Below are 17,433 nucleotides of genomic sequence, written 5' to 3' on the forward strand. Positions count from 1 at the left end.
TTCGGGCTGGACGCCTTGGAGAACGTCCTGTTCCCCCCGCGCACCGAACAGCCCCCGCCCGGCGTGGGAGAACCTCCTGAGTCTCTTTGAACTGCAGAAATGGTTATGCATGCGACGAAGCCCCACCGTCCGAGTACGACAGTGGGGCACGAGACGAGCGGGCGAATCGAGAGCTGGGTGAGGGCCTCGAAGCGGGCAGGGTCAGACGTGCCGTCGTCGGCGTGGCCCGCCGGGGCGGCGCCGCTCTATGCCGTCGGGGACGGACCGGGGATCAGGCTGACCCCCGGTGTGGGGGTCGGACGGCCTCGGCCGATCCAGCCCGACGAGGCTTTGGACGCGTGGTCAACAAAGTTCCGTCTTCTGTCATGACTGTTCTTCGGGCGCGGTCAAGTGCCCGCTCATCCGCCCGGTCCCCAGCTGGGACACGATCACGCCAGGGAACCCGAGTTGCCGGTCCAAGCCGTCTTACGCCGCGGCCAGGGGGTCCGGCGTTCCGGCCTCGCGGCGGTAGGCGGCGTTCAGCCGCTGGGCCTCTTCGAGCTGGTCCTCGAGGATGACGATGCGGCACGCGGCCTCGATCGGCGTGCCCCGGTCGACGAGCTCACGCGCGCGGGCGGCGATGCGCAGCTGGTAGCGGGAGTAGCGACGGTGGCCGCCCGGGGAACGCAGCGGGGTAATCAGGCGGGCTTCGCCGATCGCACGAAGGAAACCCTGGGTGGTGCCCAGGAGTTCGGCGGCCCGGCCCATCGTGTAAGCGGGATAGTCGTCATCATCGAGCCGGCCGTACGAGTCGTCTGCTGTCATTGCACCTCTCTCATAGAACGCGTGGAGGGGCCCTGGCACCATGTGTGCCAGGGCCCCGAAGGAACTGCTACACCATCAGCCGGCCCTGATACTGCACCGGCCTTCTGTATCCGCACGAGCTCACGAGGGGTGCAAGCGGGTGCGGGGATCGCGGTTGCTCGACCGGAGACCACCTCACTATCGATGTCCTGCGGTACCCGGGCTCGTCATTCCACCCGGGCGATCCTGATGGCGCCTCGCTCCTCCGTTCATTCCCTCTGGGATCAATCAACTTCCACTGCTGGTACTGCTCTACTGCGTACTACTGGTGATACGAACTACCAAGTGGCCTCTCCCAGCGCCACTCTTCGGCAGCCAGCCCCGTCGCCCGTCCTGCACCTGCTCTGGCTTAGAACCCCACTGCCGAACCTCCCGATGCGCGCGCCCGCAGCCGACGCCTTCACCGAGGTACCACCCACACACCTGCACTGCGGGATACCGCGAACTGCACTAACGGCTACTGCAACTCACCTTCGGTCCTGCACGCGGTGGCCCCTGATCACTGCGGGCCACCCGGTCCGGTCGTCAGCCCCGTCGCCGTCCTACGACAACCCTGGCTTCGGAACTCCACCACCGCACCGTCCTACCAACTGCAACTGCGTAATACCGCCCGGCAGTTCGTGTCTGCCGAGCCCTGCTGTCGTCCTGGCTACGAGAGAAACCATAGCTAGCCGATCAGCCAATGTCTACTCCAGCCAACACAGATTTTCGCTGTGCCGGTGAGGAGATAACCGGAGTCGAACAGCGCGGCCACCCTCCGGGCGCCGTCGAGGCACGGCGCAGGGAGCAGTGCGAGCCGTCCGAGTTGAGGTCGGTACGATCACCAGCCGTCGTGACCTCTTCGTGAGCCGGGACGGGCTGCCGCGCGTGCTGCGGCGGGCGTCCGGGCTGCGCGGCACGGCGTGGATGCTGCGCCATCAGCGGTGGGGATGCCCTTGTTCAGGGTCGTCGTCGGGTGTGCTCCATCCGTCGCCGCGGTGTGCGGGATCCGTCAGGTCACGGCGTGCTTGTGCGGCCTGCGGCGCAGTCGTTGTCACACGGCGCCGGGCAGAGTGTCGGGTACCGATGAAGAATGCGACGACCAGGATGATGACGACAGCGATGCCCGCCGCCATCAGCCACAGGGCGCCGCCATACGAAGCGGCCAGCACGGTGAGCGTTTCGGCGTTCATGGGCGCCGTGTACCCCACACGAGAGCCAAATCCCTCGCCGCTCAGCGAGGTGGGAGCCGCGTGGAGGCTGACCGGGCAAGGTGCGTAGGGTCCCCCGCACCCTGGGGGTCTTATCGCTCACCCGGTGGTAGCAACGGGGCCGGCCTGGTTCCGGCGCCCGTGGAGAGCTCACGGGGGCGGTGGACCGGTGCGCAGCAGAAGCACTGCGATGTCATCGGTGTAGTGGGCAGTGGGCCGGGCGTGGTGAAGGAGGACATCAATGAGGCGGTCGAGACTTTGCCCACTGTGATGGGCAAGCTGGCGGGCAAGGCTGTTGGCGGTCTGATCGGCATCGATGCCGGGAACTTCGATGAGACCGTCGGTGTAGAGGGCGAGGGTGGTTCCCGGAGGGATCGGATGGACGGTGAGGGGATAGGAGAGGTCTGGGTCGATGCCGAGCAGGGGGCCTGGGTCGAGTTCCATGACGCCGGGCGGCATGGCGGGATGGTGCAGGAGCGGCGGTGGGTGGCCTGCACTGGCCAGGACAGCTTCCTGGCGGGCGAGGTCGATGTGCACGTACAGGCAGGAGACGAGCAGGTCTGTTTCCAGGTCGGCAAGGACCCGGCCGGTCCGGGCCAGGACCTGGTCGGGGGGAGCGCCGGCAGCGGCGTGGATCGCGGTGCGGACCTGCCCCATGAGGGCGGCGGCCGACACGTTGTGGCCCTGGACGTCGCCGATGACGGCTGCGGCGGTTGTGGCGTCGATGCGGATGACGTCGTAGAAGTCACCTCCGATGTCCATGCCGCGGCTGGCGGGCAGGTAACGCGCGGCGCTCTCCAGGCCCGGCAGGGAGGGCAGGTTGCGGGGCAGGAGAGCTTGTTGAAGGCCGCGGGCGAGGTCGCGGGTGGCGTCGTAGAGCCTGGCGCGGTCCAGGGCCTGGGCGATCAGCCCGGCCAGCGAGGTCAGCACGGCGCGCTCGTCCGCGCCGAAGTCGTGGGGCCGGTCGTAGGAGAGGATGCAGCAGCCCACGGGCTGGCCGGAGGCGACCAGCGGCAGGAAGGCCCATGCCTGTTTGCCGCTGATCTGCGGCGCTCTGGGGTAGCGGCGGGCCATCTCGCGGGGGCTGGCGAAGAAGGAGGGGATGCCGTCGGCGAGTACTTGTCCCGCGGGGGTGAGGTCGGTGTCCAGCGGCAGGCCGTCGAGTCGGTCGATCGTCTGCTGGTCGTAGCCGTGGTGCCCGGTGATCTTCAAGCGGCCGGCGTCGTTCGCCGACACCACCAGGCTGTCCGCGCCGAAGGCGGGCAGCACTTGGTCGGCAATGAGCTCGACGACGTCGCGAACGGCGACCGTCTCGGTCAATGCGGCTGCCAGGTGCACCAGCTGATACAGGCGCCCGACCTGCGGGGGTGTAGATGCGGCACCGGTGGACCGCGATGCTCGGGAGGGACCGGGCGGGCCGTGCTCGGGTGCCGGGGTGGCGGTGATGCGGACGCTGATGCCGCTGGCGTCCGGGTAGAGCTGGAATTCCAGCCAGGTGTCGGGAGGCCGCAGAGCGGTGAAGGTGACCGGGTCACGGCTGATGACGGCGGTGCGGTAGTGGTCCTCGATATGGGTGTCGTCCAGCCAGGGCAGGGACTGCCAGGGGCGGGTGCCCAGCAGTCGGCCGGCATCGACGCCGAGCAGCGATTCCGTTGAGGCGGTCAGGAAGGTGATCCGGCCCTGGAGGTCCAGGGACAGTGCTTCTTCGGGCAGGCGCTCGATGTAGTCCACGGCGGCCTGCGGCAACTGGCCGCCGTGCGGGCGGGCGACCGCGCCGGCCGGAATGAGCCGAGGATGCTCCGGCACGGCAGGCGGTACAGCGGCCTCGTCCAGGAGGCGAGCGATGCGCCGGGCCGCGGAGCCGATGTGGCCCCATTCGCGCGCGGTGGCGCTGGCAGGGTGGCTGGCGGGCCACAACAGCATCAGCGCGCCCCAGCACCGGCCCCTGCCCTGCAGCGGAGTCGCGGCAAGCGCGAAACGGTAGGGCAGGCTCGCGGCGGCGCGGGGATAGGCGCGGGCCATGTCGTCCTGGGATCCCACCCAGACCAGCCGGTCCTCGCGGACCGCATCGCTCACCGGCACGGGTGCGCCCAGCGGCACTCGTCGCCACGGCCACGCGACCTCTACCGGTACGCCGCATATCACCACAAGAGCCAGCACCTGCGCGGTCTCGTCGAGCAGGTAGACCCCGCCCGCGGAAGCGCCGGTGCGGCGCACTGTGTCCGCCAGGGCGTCATCCAGCATCCCGACGCCGGGCTTCTCGCTGCGGCTGGACACCACACATCCCCATCCCCACGGGCGGGCATCGCGGGAGGGGGATCGCCCACGGTGCATGACGACGTGCCCCACATTGCGACAATACGCCCGTATATTGCGCGACCAGGGCGATGCGAGGCATACGGACGTCGGCAACCCGCCCACCCCGACCCGCTCCTGCTGCGCAGCCCCATCTCATCGCCAGGGCTCCGGTGGAGGGCCCGTCCTCTCGGAGGCGGGCCCCTCTACCGGTTCGCGCTTCAGTGCTTGCTGCGCTTGCCGGGCATGGAGTCCCTGGCGTCGTGCACGGCTTCCTTCGCCTCGCCCTCCGCCTGGTCCATCTTTCCCTCGGCCTTCATCCGGTCGTTGCCGGTGACGTTGCCAACCGCTTCCTTGGCCTTGCCCTTGGCCTTGTCCATACCGCCCTTGTCGGCCATGTCCTGCTCCTTGTATGAGAAATCGGCGACAGGGACAAACTAGAGCGTAAATACACATATCGCTCGGCAAGCGCTGCACGAGACAGGCCACAGCCAGGGTGACAACAGGCGAGGCATCAGGCCCCGGAATCCGGGCAGGGGAGCGGCACGAGCCTCGCCTCCGCGATGGGTCCGAGGAGTCAGAAGACGCGCAGGAGCGTGTTGGCGGGGCGGATTGCGTCGGGCCCGAATTTGGCGCGGATGCGGTCGCCGACCTCTTCGGCCACCAGGCGGGCTTCGCGTGCCTGGTCGAGGCTGATCTGCTCAGCGACCTGGTCGGCGGCGATCAGGTCTTCGCCTTTCAGCGTGATGGCGGTGATCCTGCCGCGTTGTAGTCCTGCCGCGTCGATCAGCCGGTAGGCCATCGCACGCAGGTCGTCGTCGTGTGCGGAGGCCTCCGCCAGTCGGCGGGTCTTCTCCCAGCTGGTGCCGCCGGCGAAGCGCAGGGTCAGGGTCAGACCTTGGGCCGCCTGGTCGCGGCGGCGCAGCTGGTGGGCGAGGGTGACGACCATGTCGAGGGGGGCGGCGCGGACGGCGGCGCCGTCCAGGGTGTGCCGGGGGAAGGTGCGACTCACGCTCGCGGTGGCGGGCAGGGTGCGCGGGACGACGGGGCGGGGGTCGACGCCGCGGGCCCAGTCGGCGGCCTGGCGTGCGGCCCGGCCGCCCAGAAGGCGCTGGACGGTGGCGGGCGGGATCGCGGCGAGCAGGCCGACGCGGTGGACGCCATAGTCGTGCAGGGCCTGGGCCTGACGGGGTCCGATGCCATGCAGGGCCTCCACCGGAAGGGGTCCGAGAAAGTCCGCGACCCGGTCGGGGGCGATGGCGAGAACCCCGCCCGGGCCGGTGATCCGGCTGGAGGCGGTGGCCGCGACGGTGATGGAGGGGCCGATCCCGACGCGGACGTCGACGCCCAGCCTCGAGATGGTCCGCACCCGCAGCACCTCTCCCAGCCGGGCGGCGTCCACACCGTGGTAGCGCAGCGCGCCCCGAAGCTCCGCCAGGGCGGCGGTCGGGGGCAGCGCCTGGACGACCGGGGAAAACTCCGCCACCTGCTCGAGGACCTGCCGGTACAGGTCCTCCGGCAGTCGGTCCGGGAAGCGCAGATGCATCACGCTCGCCCCCTGCCGTGCTTCGGTCCCTGTCTCCACAGCACCCACCTCCCCTACCCACGTTATCGAACTAGGATTCGAACACGCGAGTCGGCGACCCCGGTGGCCTCTGGATCTAGAATCGGAAACACGTTCGATGACCTGCCGCCTGACCTGGCGCGACTGCTCACCCTGCGGGTATGACATGCCATGTGGCTGCAGCGCATCGAAACCAAGATCGCCGCCCTCCAGGAGCGGGAGGCCGAACAGGAGCAGGGCCGCCAGAGGCGGCCCGAGGAGCCGGACTGGGTCGTCGAACTCGGCAACGGCCGCCCGCCCATCGAGGTCCATATCGGCGGCTGCTACGCCGCGGGCAAACGCCAACGCCCCGTCCCGCGCGACGAAGCACGCCGCCTCCTCACCTCCGGCGTACGCGCCTGCGGCTACTGCCAACCGGACACCGCGCTGCAGATCCTCGACTTATCCGCCGGCCCGGCCCCCTCCACCGCGATGCACTGACCGGCACCCCGCACCTTCCGGCCTCAGGCTGTCTTCGCGGTGATCAATCCACCCTTCACCCGGAAGCAGGACACCCTGATGACCAGCACCCTTGCTGCGCGCTTACTTACACAGGCAACAATCACCCAGCTCGGCCTCCTGGGGCGGCAGATGGTCGCGTACGCCGGGGAGACTGGCAGCAGGTCCAGCTGAGCCTTGAAATACGGAGCAGTGTTCAGCGTTTGATGCGTCCGCGTACGGCGATGGCGAGAAGGGGAGCTTTGAGGAGGCGGGAGGCCATCTCGATGCAGGTGCCAGCGGTGGTGAGTTTCTGCTGGCCGTCCTCGGGTGGGCAGACTCAGGGTCCTCGCCGGGTGGGCTGCTGATCGACCCGCCGCACTGCTCACACGCCCGGACCGGGACGGGATCAGCTACAAGGCCCCGTTCCTGACACCAGCGTTCCGCCTCGGCTTCCTGTTCTTGGCTGCGTGCTTCTTCCACGTGTGTAGGCGCGCTGAACACGGTTGGCGCGGTCGCGAGCGGCGATTGTGTCGGCGGCCTGCTCGCGGGCATCGAGGAACGGGGGCACGTGGCCGCGGACGCGCGGCTGCGGCAGCCGATGGGGCGGCCGCTTGCCGTCTGCGCGTCGGGCGAGAAGCTTGCGGGCCGAGCGCAGTGCGGCGGCGTCGTGTGGCTTGCGATCTCCCCTCCCTCTGGTGCTCGGCGGCATGCCAAGGCCGTGCATCCGCTGTCTCACACTCCGTGTGGACCTAGCCTCTGAGCGTGGCATCACAACGATGCCGTAGCTCACGGACCCCAGGAGAGCCGCGTGATCTTCCCTCTGGCCGACATCGACATCTACCACCAAGGTGTCACCGAGATCACCCCCTCCGGCCACTGCCTCGTCACCGGCATCGGACCCGACGGGCTGCTCCGCATGTTCCTGTACCAGGGCCCGGCCCCCGCGGACGCAGGACTCTGCGGATCAGTGGTCCTCCCGAAACCGCACCTGGTCATAGCCGGACACCCCTTCACCGCCCACGCGCCCGACGGTGCACGCGTGCCCGGCAAAACCCAGAGCCCCGAACTGATGCTTGCCCACCTTGCCGAGCTGGCAGCCGCAGCCAGGAAGACGCCGTGACCGCGCCGTCCCGCCGAACACCGGGCAGGGACGGGGGCCGGCAGGTCTACGGGGCGCCAGCTGCTCGATCCGACGCCCGGCAGCTGGGACGGCTCTCGCGCCGCCGGGGTCGATGGGGGCCACAGGAGGTGACCGAACCGGGGGCTAGAGCAGGCGGAGGACGCCGACGACCTTGCCGAGGATCTGCGCCTCATCGCCGGGGATGGGCTCGTAGGAAGGATTGCGGGGCATGAGCCACACCTGTCCGTCCTGTCTGCGCAGCACTTTGATGGTGGCCCCGTCTTCCAGGAGTGCTGCGACGATGTCGCCGTGGTCTGCGCTGTCCTGTCTGCGTACGGTCACGATGTCGCCGTCGCAGATCGCCGCGTCGATCATGCTGTCGCCGGACCCGGCCAGGGCGAACAGGTCGCCCTCGCCCACCATCTGCCGGGGCAGGGAGAAGACGTCCTCGATCATCTCCTCGGCGAGCAGGGGTGCGCCGGCCGCGATCCTTCCAACCAGCGGTACCTCGACCGGCTCCGCGCTCCGGGTGCCGAGCTCGGGGGCCCAGGAGGGCCGCACGCGGTAAGCGCGAGGACGGTGTGGGTCGCGGAAGAGGACTCCCTTGTGCTCCAGCGGCCCCAGTTGATGGGCCACGGAGGAGGTGCTGGACAGGTTCACGGCCTGGCCGATTTCCCGCATCGAGGGCGGGTAGCCCTGCCGGGCGACCGACTCGGTGATGTAGCGGACAATGGCCGCCTGGCGGGATGTCAGCTCGCCTTCAACGGTCTGTATGCCTGGGGGGCGGCCCCGGCGTGCTGGTGCGGCTTCCATCCCGGGCACCTCCGTGCAAGACCCTCGCGGAACGCGACCTTAACTCGCCATCTGGCGCAAATGGAACGCCTTGATCGGAACTCCTTGGCACCGGGCTGCGGGGAGGCGTGCCCTACAGCCGGTCTGCCGACCTGGCGCGACTGGCCGGCAGACCTCGCACGGCTGGCTGCTCAACCGCGTGACGGAAGCCCGATGGTGCCGCGCCCACTATGACGTCGCGACGCCCGTAGTCAGGACTTGTTGGGCGTGGCGGCAGAGTGCCTCGACCGAGCGTGCCAGGTCCTGGGCGTGTTTGATCTCGCTGATGTAGGTCTGGCCGGGGGCTGCGTCCAGTCGTCTGCGTGCTTCGTCGACGCCCGCCAGGGCCGCCTTGCGGGGACCGGTAGCGCAGGACGGGGCCTGGGAGAGGTCTTCGACGTGGGGAATCAGCACCATGAGGTGTCCGCGCAGCGTGTGGATGAGCTGCGGGAGGCACGTGGTTTCCGGGAGTTCGGCGTCCTCGCCGAGGAGCCGGGCTGCGTCGGTCCGCGCTGCGTCGAGGTCGCTGTGAAGGCGTGGGCTGGAGTCGCGTCGGCCGTGTGCGGTTTCCAGCGCGCGCTGGAGTGTTGCGGTCCGCGTCAGTCCGTTCGAGGGCGGCAGCAGCCAGTACGGGCCGGGCGCGGCTTCCCGGTGCGGGAGCGGAAGGACAACGTGGACGGTGCCGTCGGTGTCGTGGAGGGGCGTGGTGTCAGCTACGTCCCAGCAGGCGGTGGTGCCCGCAGGGACGAAGAAATAGAGCATCGGCTCCGGGGAGTGGGGATCGACGGCGACCGCGCCGGGGTGCTCGATGTGCTGGAGGGCCTGGAGGCCGAGGAAGCTCGTACCTTGACGGCGTCCCACGTCACTCCCGCTTGGGCGAGCCGCATGCCGGCCGCGATGTCCATGGTTGCGGGCTGGTTGAACACGTCGGGTCCTCGTCGTCGGTTCGGTGTTCTGGCGACCGTAGGCCCGGTGCCGCCGGGGATCCCGAACTGTGAGTTCGGGCGAACCGGCGGTTCGGTGGCGCTTTCACGTGAGCTGCAGCCGTTCGACGAGTGCGTCGACCTGGCGGCGGAAGACTGGTCGGATGCGCTGCTGCAGTTGGAGAGCCAGGCTGCGGGCCAGTGGGCTGCGGGCCAGGTCCTCCGGGGCGAGGGCTTCCATGTCGAGAAGGTGCACCAGGACGGCTGCGTCGTCGCGGCGCAGGGCGTGGCAGCCGGCCAGCTCGAGGATGTGGGTGAACTGGCGTTCTCAGCTGGGCAGTTGGGCGGTGTCGATCTGGTCGGCCAGGCGGAGTCCTTTCTGCGGCGTCACCGGCCAGCGTCTCGATGCTGATGGCGTGCAGGGCTACGTTGGTGGGGCCGAAGACCGCAGGCGATGTTGCCGTCGCCGGCCTGCACGGCGAGCGGGGCAGCCCGCTCGTCCAGGCGTCGGCGCGCGTCCGTCCAGCGGCGCTGGCGCGCATCGGAGACGACGGCCACCAGTTCCAGCGCGCCCACCTGACCGAAATGACGCTGCGTCACCCCGTCACGGAAATCTTGACTGAGCCCATCGACTGCCCGGCTTCGTCCTCAAAGACGATCCAGGCGCCGCGTTCCGCCGCGGTGCTCTTACCCGCGGCCAAGTCTCCTTCTTCCAGACCTCGACCGCATCGTCGTCGCGCTCGATGGCGCGGCGGGCGGGCTGTTGCCATGACCAGCGGTGGCGCTTGAGCAGCTGCCAGGCGCCCTCGACCGTGCAGGAGACGTGGAACAGCCGGCCGATGAGTGTCTTGATTCGTGCCAGCGTCCACCTCTGGTCTCCCCAGCCGTGGGCGAGCGGACCGCGCTCCAGCTCCTGCTCCAGCCTGACGACCTGGGTCTCGCTGAGTTTCGACCGGCCCGGCGAGCCCTTCGAGAGTAGCCCCGCCTCGCCTTGTTCGCGCCAGGCCCGGCGCCATCGCTCCACCGACCGCACGCTTACTCGCAGTGCTGCAGCGACCTCTGCGCTCTTCTGTCCGGTCTCGAAGCGTTCCACGGCCTGAAGCCGCAGTCGCTCCCGCTTGCCCCTCTCGGTGTCGGTCAGCCCGCCGCCCTGCGCGTATCTCACGCCCCAGGAGTACTGGGTGCTGGCAGGCGCTATTCCCTTAGAGGTCATCTCATTTGGTGAGTAGGCTGTCGGCTGTGGTGGGGATCGTTGAGCGGCTGGTGCCGGATGAGTTGTGGGAGTTGTTCCAACGAGTGGTGCCGGAGGCCCCCTCACGCCCTCAGGGAGGAGGTCGGCGCCGGCACGGTGACCGGGAAGTGCTGGCTGCGATCGTGTTCGTGGCCACGTCCGGCTGCACGTGGCAGCAGGTGCCGTCAGCGTCGTTCGGACCGTCGGGGGCCACGGCCCATCGGCGCTTCACCGAGTGGTCGAAGGCCCGGGTGTGGGCGAAACTGCACCGCCTGTTTCTCGACGAACTCGGTGCCCGTGGCGAGCTGGACTGGTCTCGCTGCGCGATCGATTCGGTGAACATGCGTGCCCTGAAAAGGGGGACCTGACAGGTCCGAATCAAGTGGATCGGGGCAAATACGGCTCAAAGATCCACCTGATCACCGAGCGGACCGGTCTGCCCCTGTCCGTCGGGATCTCCGGCGCGAACCTTCACCACAGCCAGGCTCTGGAGCCGCTGGTGCGCGGCATCCCGCCGATCCGCTCCCGCCGCGGACCTCGCCGCCGCAAGCCGGGCAAGCTCCACGGCGACAAGGGCTACGACTACTCCCACCTGCGACGATGGTTACGCACACGCGGTGTCACCCACCGCATCGCGCGCAAAGGCATCGAGTCCTCCGAACGCCTCGGCCGCCACCGATGGACTGTCGAACGCACCATGTGCGCCACGAGGCGCTCTGTTTGCATCCCCGGTTCAGCCGGGAGGAACTCGGAAGGAGGTTCCTGGGCCTGATGACTTACCTGGATCCGAAAGGTGAAGGGGACAACAGCATGTCAGGAAACCAGTGACCGGGCTCAGTTGTCGGAGACGGGGTGCTGGGAGGCCCGCGCGACATGGCGAAGACTGGATTGTTTGAAGCCCAATCTCCAGCAGATGCAAGTTCTCATCCGCCGGAAGGACAGCTGAAACCGGCGCCGCACCCTGCACGGGGTTCGATCGTGCCCCCGTGCACCTCCGGGGTGCGGAGCGATGCCCAGCGAGGGCATTCAAGGAGATGAGTGGGACGCCTAACTCGCGCTAGAACGTACGGACAGAGACGAACGTGGGATCGCCTACGGGACGCGAGTCCTAGGGCGACGGAGGCCCCGTAGTAGTCGCCGGATTAACGACCGGCCAGGGAGGACGGGAAAGCCGTCCACAGGGCGAAGGGGGCCAGGTGGCTCGGACACACCAGACCCGGGAGGTATGCGAAATGCAGATCGCCGCAACGGCGGTTGTGTCCTGCGCGAGCAGCCTGACTCACGCTGTAGTCACTGGAGAGCGGATGACGGGAAACCGTCACGTCCGGTTCGGCGGGATGCCGCGCGGAACAGGACCTGCCACGGCAGGTACCTCACCGCGCGGCCGACCCATCCGCGCGGCTGGCCGGCTGCCGACGACTCCACCGCCGCTACGAACGCAAAGCCGACCACTTCCTGGCCTTCACCAGCATCGCCTGCACCCTCATCTGCTATCGCCGACTCACCGCCTGACGTGAGATGCCAGGTGGCGGGACACGAAGTCGCGCCAAAGGGCCATGGCAACGAGCTTTGTTTCGGCGTGGGGACCGGCGTAACTGACCAGCTGCTTGTCCTGTGACCCTAGTGCGTCGAAGAGGGCCAACTGGCCGTCCCTGGGGAAGATCTCGTCGCGCCATTGAACGTGAAACAGGGCTGGGGCGGTGATCAGTCGGGCGTCCATCGCGGTGCGTTTCGGCGCTTCCAGGCCCTTGTGCAGGGATGGTCCTTGCCGGAGGCCGAACTTGCCGAGGACTACGCAGCGGAGTTGGTCGCCCAGGCCGGCCGCCAGGGGGATGCCGAACCGTGCTCCCATGGACATTCCCAGGTAGGCGACGTTGTCAGTGTCCGCGATGCCCAAGGCCCCGAGGGCGTCCACAGCCGCCTTCCAGTCGTCCGCCATCCGATCGAGGACGACGTCGATCCCCTCTTCGGCGATGCGGGCCTGGTACTCCGCGGCCGGGATGGGGCCCGGGACTCGATCGCCGTGGTAAGGCCCGTCGATCGCAAGTGCGGCAAGGCCAGCATGGGACGCGAACCAGCAAGCCAGACTACCGATTCGCTCGCTTCTCTTATGCCCGCTGCCCCCGTGCCCCAGCAGGACCAGTGGAGGAGGTGATGAGATAGGCGATGGCGATAACCAGAGCACCCCAGGAACGACGCCGGCTTCTCCGGCCAAACGAAATCCCTGCTCAACGACACCGCCGTCCACGATGCGGCGGTCGGTCCACTCGATTGCCTCGTCCACGTAGCCATCCAAGCAGGAGCACGTCATAACCGGCGGGCGACTGGGGCGCTGGTACGGCCCGCTGTTACCCAAGCGTCACTCGGCCCTCAGTCACTACCGCTCACAGACCAAATGAGATGACCTCTTAATGGCGCGAGCGTCACCCGCCCAACGTCAGTTCTCCTGGGCCAGCCCCCACAGGTGCACGGTAGTCCCGTCTTTCGAGATCGTGTGCCACCTGCCGCCCCCAGCTGCGCGCGCAGGTCCCGAGACGGGGACGGGGTAGGAGATCTCGCCAAGCAGGTCCATTCCCTGTACGTCGACCAGCCAGTGACGGACCGATCCATACCGGGCATCGCATTCGGAGGTTCCAGCAACGACGGTGTCCTCATCAACGAAGGCCGCTTCGAAGTCCCAGTAGACCCTGTCGTTGCCGCTGTTCTGCGGGTGCGCCGGCACGGCATCCGTGGCGTCCAGTTTCCGCGCGACCTTCGAGCCGTGCTCCAACTGGTGAAGAGAGAGGGACCACTGCCCGATGGGAACAGTCAGGAGCCGCCGACCAGACGGGCTCACCGCGAGGAGGATCCGCTCGATGCCAATTGGCTCGGCGGTCAACTGCTGCCCGTCCCATCGTCCCCACAGCACGGGCGACCCTTCTTCGCCCTCACCGAGGCTAAGCCCCATCTGCGAAGGGTCTGGGTGAGACGTGTGCTCGGAACTGGAGGCCACGGTCCCGGTGTTCACACGTCCCACGGCCCTTCCGGCTGCGGCGTCCAGAACCACCCACTGTTCCTGGTCGTCCTCTGTGTTCCCGTCGCTGGCCAGCGGCCCGCGGACGTGTGCCCAGACGAGCTCGCCGTCTGGGCTGACGGCGGCCGAGCCGCTGTCCGCATACAAGTGGTCCTTGTCGTCCGCGTACTCGTGGAACGACGCGTGCAGCCGAGGACAGCCGCCCCAGCAGCCATGCCGCACTTCCCACCGCATCGCACCGGTCGCCCCCACCGACCGTACTGCGTGGACGCCAGCGAACACCGCTGCATCCCGCTCCGGTGACACCGTCACCGTCCCAAAGTGGCGGGGCCAGGGCGCTGGGAAGCGGATCTCAGCGCCGCGACCGGCATCAGGCTGATCAACATCGACAGCCACTACCTCAGCGTCACCACGCTGCACCAGGAGCGTGCGGTTCGGCCAGCACAGCACCTGCGGAGCCTCTGCCGCCCCTGGGTCCAGCGGAGCAGCAATGGTGGCGATGAGACGAGCGGCGATGGTCACGGTGTCTTCCAGCCACAGACAACGGAAAACGCGAGGGCCTGACAGCCCAACCCTATGCGACGCCAAGCGGCGAGCGGAGCCCGAGCCGCGTCACTGAGGTCGCCTCCGGGAGGCCGACATCACGCTTTCAAGTTCAGTAGCGTCGCGAACGCGCCGAACGGGGGCGCGCTGCTGTGGCAACACCTGTTCTGGTTCCTCGGCCATCCGGAGGTCTACATCGTCGCGTTGCCGTTCTTCGGGATCATCACCGAAATCCTGCCGGTTCTCCCGCAAGCCGCTGTTCGGGTACCTGCCGCTGATCGGGGCGACGATCGCGATCACCATGCTGTACGCGGTGGTGTGGGCGCATTACATGTTCGGCACCGGTGCGTTACTGCTGCCGTTCTTCTCCCTGATGTCGTTCCTGATCGCCGTACCCACCGGCATCAAGTTCTTCGCCTGGATCGGCACGATGCACAAAGGGTTGCTCTCGTTCGAGACGCCGATGCTGTGGGCGATGGGCTTTTTGGTGTCGTTCCTGCTCTGCGGTCTGAGCGGGGTGCTCCTCGCCTCCGCGCCGCTCGACTTCCGTGTCACCGACTCATACTTCGTGGTGGCCCATCTGCACTACGTGCTGTTCGGCACCGTCGTCTTCGCGATGTTCGCGGGGGTTCTACTTCTGGTGGCCCAAGTTCACGGGAAAGATGCTCGACGAGCGGCTCGGCAAGGTGCACTTCTGGATGCTGTTCCCAGCCTTCCATCGGCCCTTTTGGTGCAGCACTGGCTCGGGGAGGAAGGAATGCCGCGCCGATACGCCGACTACCTGGCCGCTGACGGGTTCACCTTCCTGAACACCCTGTCGTCCGTGGGTGCCTTCCTGCTCGGCATCTCCACGCTGCCGTTCCTTTTCAACGTCTGGCACACGACCCGATACGTACAGCGGGTGAGCGAGGACGATCCCTGGGGGTACGGACGCGGGCTGGAGCGGGCGACGTCCTGTCGGCCGCCGCGCCACATTTCGGGGCGCTCCCCCGTGTGCGGTCGAAGTCGCCCGCTTCGACCTGCATCATCCCGGCATCGTGAAGCGGGCGAAGGAGGAGGGGCGGCTATGAAGGTCGAGGCGATCCTCTTCGGGTGCGTGGCGGCGTTCTTCGCCTCCGCGGCCGCGCTCTACGGCTGGTGGTCCCGCGATCCGGCCGGCACAGCTGCCCTGGCCGTCGCCTTCCTCATGGGCGCCCTGGGCCGCCGTCCTCAGGGCCTCGTCCCGGATCCACTCGCGGCGCTCCTGCGCGCCCCGCTCGCGGTTCAGGTAGGCGAGGCCGGCTCCAGCCGGCCGGCGGGAGCGCTCAGTCGGTGTGACCTGCCGGATATCGGCGTCTGCGCCGCGTCGTCCAGCGGGCAGGGCGGCGCGTAGACCTTCACACCCCTTCGGCACGGTGCAATGCACTTGGTCGGCGAGGTTGGTGCTCTGAGGGCCGGAGACGGGGTACGAGCCCTGCCGGACGTCCACGTCACTCACGACGTCGCCTCTGTCCTCTCCTCTTCTTGGGAGCGTCCTCCTCGTCCTCCGTCTCGTCTTCGTCCTCCGCTCCCACGTCGTCTTCGTCCTCGTATACATCCTCCGCCCCCTCGTCGGCCTCGTCCTCGTACGCGCCCTCCGTCCCCTCTTCGCCCTCGCCGTCGCGTGCGGAGTCGGTGCCTTCCTCGGCATCGCCTTCGCTCTCGCCCTCCGACTCTTTCTGCTCGGCCTCGTCCTCTTCTACGGCGTCATCGTGGGACACGACGACTTCTCCGTCACGGATTTCACCCCGCCAGCCCTCGGGTTCTTCATTGGTGAGGGTCACGTATCGCTGGAAGTTCTTGAAGTCCAGCCGCAAGCGGCGCCCTTGCGCCCGCCAGAGATTGCCCGTCTTCTCGAAAAATCCGGACGGGTAATACTCCACCACGAGGACGACTCGGGTCAGGGTGGGCGCCACCTCGTGGAAGCTGACCGCGCCGCGAGTGGTCCCCTTGGCTCCCTCCGAGGTCCACACGATGCGGTCGTCGGGGATCTGTTCCTGGACGGTCGCTTTGAAGCTGCGCGACGAAGGGCCGACTTTGACCTTCCAGTCGCTCCCGCCCTCATCGTCCTTGGAGACGTCGCGAACGCCCTTGGCGAAGCTGCTGAATTTGTCGTACTGCGTCCAGTAGTCATAGGTGTCCCGGAGCGGTACTCCCACATCGAGAACCTCGATGATGTTCATGACCTTGCCGCCGCTGGCCTTCCGCTTCCCCTTCCCGCCCCCGAAAGCGCTCTTGGCCTTCTCCACGACGTTGTCCTTGACCCCCTTGGCCTTCTCCGACACGAACGCCTTCAGCGGTGAGTCGCCCTGGAGGATGCGGGACCCGATGGCGGGAAACGAGCCACTCTCGGCCGAATCGCTGAGCTGCCCGGCGACGTCCGTCAGTTTGTCGCCGGCTTTCTCGGCAAGGTTCTCCACCTGCGCGGAGACGAACTTGGACAACTCCTCACGGAGCTTGTCCATGCCCGACGTACCCTCTGCCGACTCGTCCGTTTCCTTCTCGGCCATGGTTGACTACCTCCCACGACCGGCGCGCTTGGACGCTGCTCGCTTCGATGATGTCGTCTTCGAGGCAGCGGACTTCTTGGCCGGAGCCGTCTTCTTGGCTGTGGTCTTCTTCGCCGCGGACTTCTTGGCAGGAGCTGTCTTCTTCGCCGACGACTTCTTCGCCGCCCTGCTGGCCGCGGTCTTCTTGCTGGCCGCCGTCTTCTTCGCCGGCGCAGTCTTCTTGGCCGCCCGGGGCTTCTCTCCGCCGGAGGGAGCAGCCTTCTTGCGTGCCGCAGGTACGGGTGCCTTGCGGGACCGGTCGGGGCGCGAACCGCGGCCCTCCCTCGGCTTCGCTTCCGGTTCCTCTTCCTCTTCTGGTTCTTCTTCCTCTTCTGGTCCCTCTTCGGGTTCCTCCTCGTCCTCGTCCTCCTCGTACTCGCCTTCCGGCTGTTCCTCTTCCTCTTCCTCCTCGGCCCGGTCCTCTTCGTACTCGCCCTCTGGCTCTTCCTCCTCCTCGTACTCCGCGTCCTCATCCTGCGGCGCGTACTCCTCCTCGTCCTCCTCCCCTTCGTCCGGCTTCTCCAGGAGTCGGGCCGTCCGCTCGCTGAGGCTGCCGGCGAGGGTGCTCATGCCTCGCTCAGCGGCGGCGGTCATTGCCTTGCGGCCCGCCTCCAGCACTTCCCCTCGCAACTGCTCCTGCAACTCGGCGACCTGCGGAATCTCCCCCAGCCTGCGCATCCCTTCGGCGGCGAGCTGGCGAGGTTCAAGACCGAACCGCCGACCCGCCAGGTAGGTCGCAATGGACAGAGCGAGCCGGCCCTTCTTGGTACGGCCCAGCGCATAGCCGCCCACTACCGCAGCCGCGAGAGCCACCTTTTCCTTGTCATCCATGA

The 17,433-nt window shown here is 68.0% G+C and carries 15 protein-coding genes and 2 pseudogenes; 5 read left to right on the top strand and 12 right to left on the bottom strand.

Annotated features, from left to right (window positions below; all coding sequences use genetic code 11):
• Positions 1-465: 465 nt before the first annotated feature.
• The 5 genes from ACIQRL_RS33525 to ACIQRL_RS33545 form a co-directional block, all read right to left on the bottom strand.
• On the bottom strand, positions 466-804 hold the full coding sequence (locus ACIQRL_RS33525; RefSeq protein ID WP_401338640.1) for a MerR family transcriptional regulator: 339 nt from the start codon (positions 802-804) through the stop codon (positions 466-468).
• 956 nt (positions 805-1,760) lie between these two features.
• Positions 1,761-2,015 carry a hypothetical protein gene (locus tag ACIQRL_RS33530; protein WP_401338642.1) on the bottom strand — a complete coding sequence of 85 codons (255 nt, stop codon included), beginning with the start codon at positions 2,013-2,015 and terminating at the stop codon, positions 1,761-1,763.
• Between the two features lie 168 nt (positions 2,016-2,183).
• Positions 2,184-4,277, bottom strand: coding sequence for a SpoIIE family protein phosphatase (locus tag ACIQRL_RS33535; protein WP_401338700.1), 2,094 nt, complete (start codon positions 4,275-4,277; stop codon positions 2,184-2,186).
• A gap of 272 nt (positions 4,278-4,549) precedes the next feature.
• Entirely contained in the window at positions 4,550-4,726 is a 177-nt protein-coding gene (locus tag ACIQRL_RS33540) for a CsbD family protein (protein ID WP_401338643.1), read from the bottom strand.
• 179 nt (positions 4,727-4,905) lie between these two features.
• The gene (locus ACIQRL_RS33545; protein WP_401338701.1) at positions 4,906-5,874 is read right to left on the bottom strand and encodes a hypothetical protein; all 969 of its coding nucleotides are present in this window, start codon (positions 5,872-5,874) and stop codon (positions 4,906-4,908) included.
• Between the two features lie 189 nt (positions 5,875-6,063).
• Here ACIQRL_RS33545 and ACIQRL_RS33550 point away from each other — a divergent pair, with 189 nt between their 5' ends.
• Together ACIQRL_RS33550 and ACIQRL_RS33555 are read left to right on the top strand one after the other, a co-directional pair.
• The gene (locus ACIQRL_RS33550; protein WP_401338644.1) at positions 6,064-6,372 is read left to right on the top strand and encodes a DUF6233 domain-containing protein; all 309 of its coding nucleotides are present in this window, start codon (positions 6,064-6,066) and stop codon (positions 6,370-6,372) included.
• Positions 6,373-7,180: 808 nt separating this feature from the next.
• Positions 7,181-7,492 (top strand): hypothetical protein, encoded by a 312-nt coding sequence (locus tag ACIQRL_RS33555; protein ID WP_401338645.1) that lies wholly within the window; start codon positions 7,181-7,183, stop codon positions 7,490-7,492.
• 144 nt (positions 7,493-7,636) lie between these two features.
• Here ACIQRL_RS33555 and lexA read toward each other — a convergent pair whose 3' ends face one another.
• Complete coding sequence (gene lexA / locus ACIQRL_RS33560) at positions 7,637-8,305, bottom strand: transcriptional repressor LexA (RefSeq protein ID WP_401338646.1); 669 nt, start codon at positions 8,303-8,305, stop codon at positions 7,637-7,639.
• A 207-nt stretch (positions 8,306-8,512) separates the two neighbouring features.
• Entirely contained in the window at positions 8,513-9,184 is a 672-nt protein-coding gene (locus ACIQRL_RS33565; RefSeq protein WP_401338648.1) for a DUF6415 family natural product biosynthesis protein, read from the bottom strand.
• A 36-nt stretch (positions 9,185-9,220) separates the two neighbouring features.
• On the opposite strand from ACIQRL_RS33565, the gene ACIQRL_RS33570 reads away from it, so the two are divergent.
• Positions 9,221-9,658, top strand: a complete 438-nt coding sequence (locus tag ACIQRL_RS33570; RefSeq protein ID WP_401338649.1) for a hypothetical protein — start codon at positions 9,221-9,223, stop codon at positions 9,656-9,658.
• Positions 9,659-9,850: 192 nt separating this feature from the next.
• Here the strand turns inward: ACIQRL_RS33570 and ACIQRL_RS33575 are convergent, their stop codons facing one another.
• Entirely contained in the window at positions 9,851-10,411 is a 561-nt protein-coding gene (locus ACIQRL_RS33575; protein ID WP_401338650.1) for a winged helix-turn-helix domain-containing protein, read from the bottom strand.
• A gap of 74 nt (positions 10,412-10,485) precedes the next feature.
• Here ACIQRL_RS33575 and ACIQRL_RS33580 point away from each other — a divergent pair.
• Positions 10,486-11,177, top strand: a pseudogene (locus ACIQRL_RS33580) (IS5 family transposase); the annotation flags it as partial.
• 801 nt (positions 11,178-11,978) lie between these two features.
• Here ACIQRL_RS33580 and ACIQRL_RS33585 read toward each other — a convergent pair.
• Positions 11,979-12,761 (bottom strand): dienelactone hydrolase family protein, encoded by a 783-nt coding sequence (locus ACIQRL_RS33585; protein ID WP_401338652.1) that lies wholly within the window; start codon positions 12,759-12,761, stop codon positions 11,979-11,981.
• Positions 12,762-12,914: 153 nt separating this feature from the next.
• On the bottom strand, positions 12,915-14,012 hold the full coding sequence (locus ACIQRL_RS33590) for a hypothetical protein (protein ID WP_401338655.1): 1,098 nt from the start codon (positions 14,010-14,012) through the stop codon (positions 12,915-12,917).
• A 54-nt stretch (positions 14,013-14,066) separates the two neighbouring features.
• Between ACIQRL_RS33590 and ACIQRL_RS33595 the strand changes: the two are divergent.
• Positions 14,067-15,405 (top strand): annotated as a pseudogene (locus tag ACIQRL_RS33595) (cbb3-type cytochrome c oxidase subunit I).
• A gap of 97 nt (positions 15,406-15,502) precedes the next feature.
• Here ACIQRL_RS33595 and ACIQRL_RS33600 read toward each other — a convergent pair.
• Positions 15,503-16,561: an SRPBCC family protein gene (locus ACIQRL_RS33600; protein WP_401338656.1), complete on the bottom strand. Its 1,059-nt coding sequence runs from the start codon at positions 16,559-16,561 to the stop codon at positions 15,503-15,505.
• Positions 16,562-16,567: 6 nt separating this feature from the next.
• Positions 16,568-17,431, bottom strand: a complete 864-nt coding sequence (locus tag ACIQRL_RS33605; protein ID WP_401338657.1) for a histone protein — start codon at positions 17,429-17,431, stop codon at positions 16,568-16,570.
• Positions 17,432-17,433: the final 2 nt, after the last annotated feature.

This window comes from Streptomyces sp. NPDC091209 (assembly GCF_044757755.1).
Classification (GTDB): Bacteria; Actinomycetota; Actinomycetes; order Streptomycetales; family Streptomycetaceae; genus Streptomyces.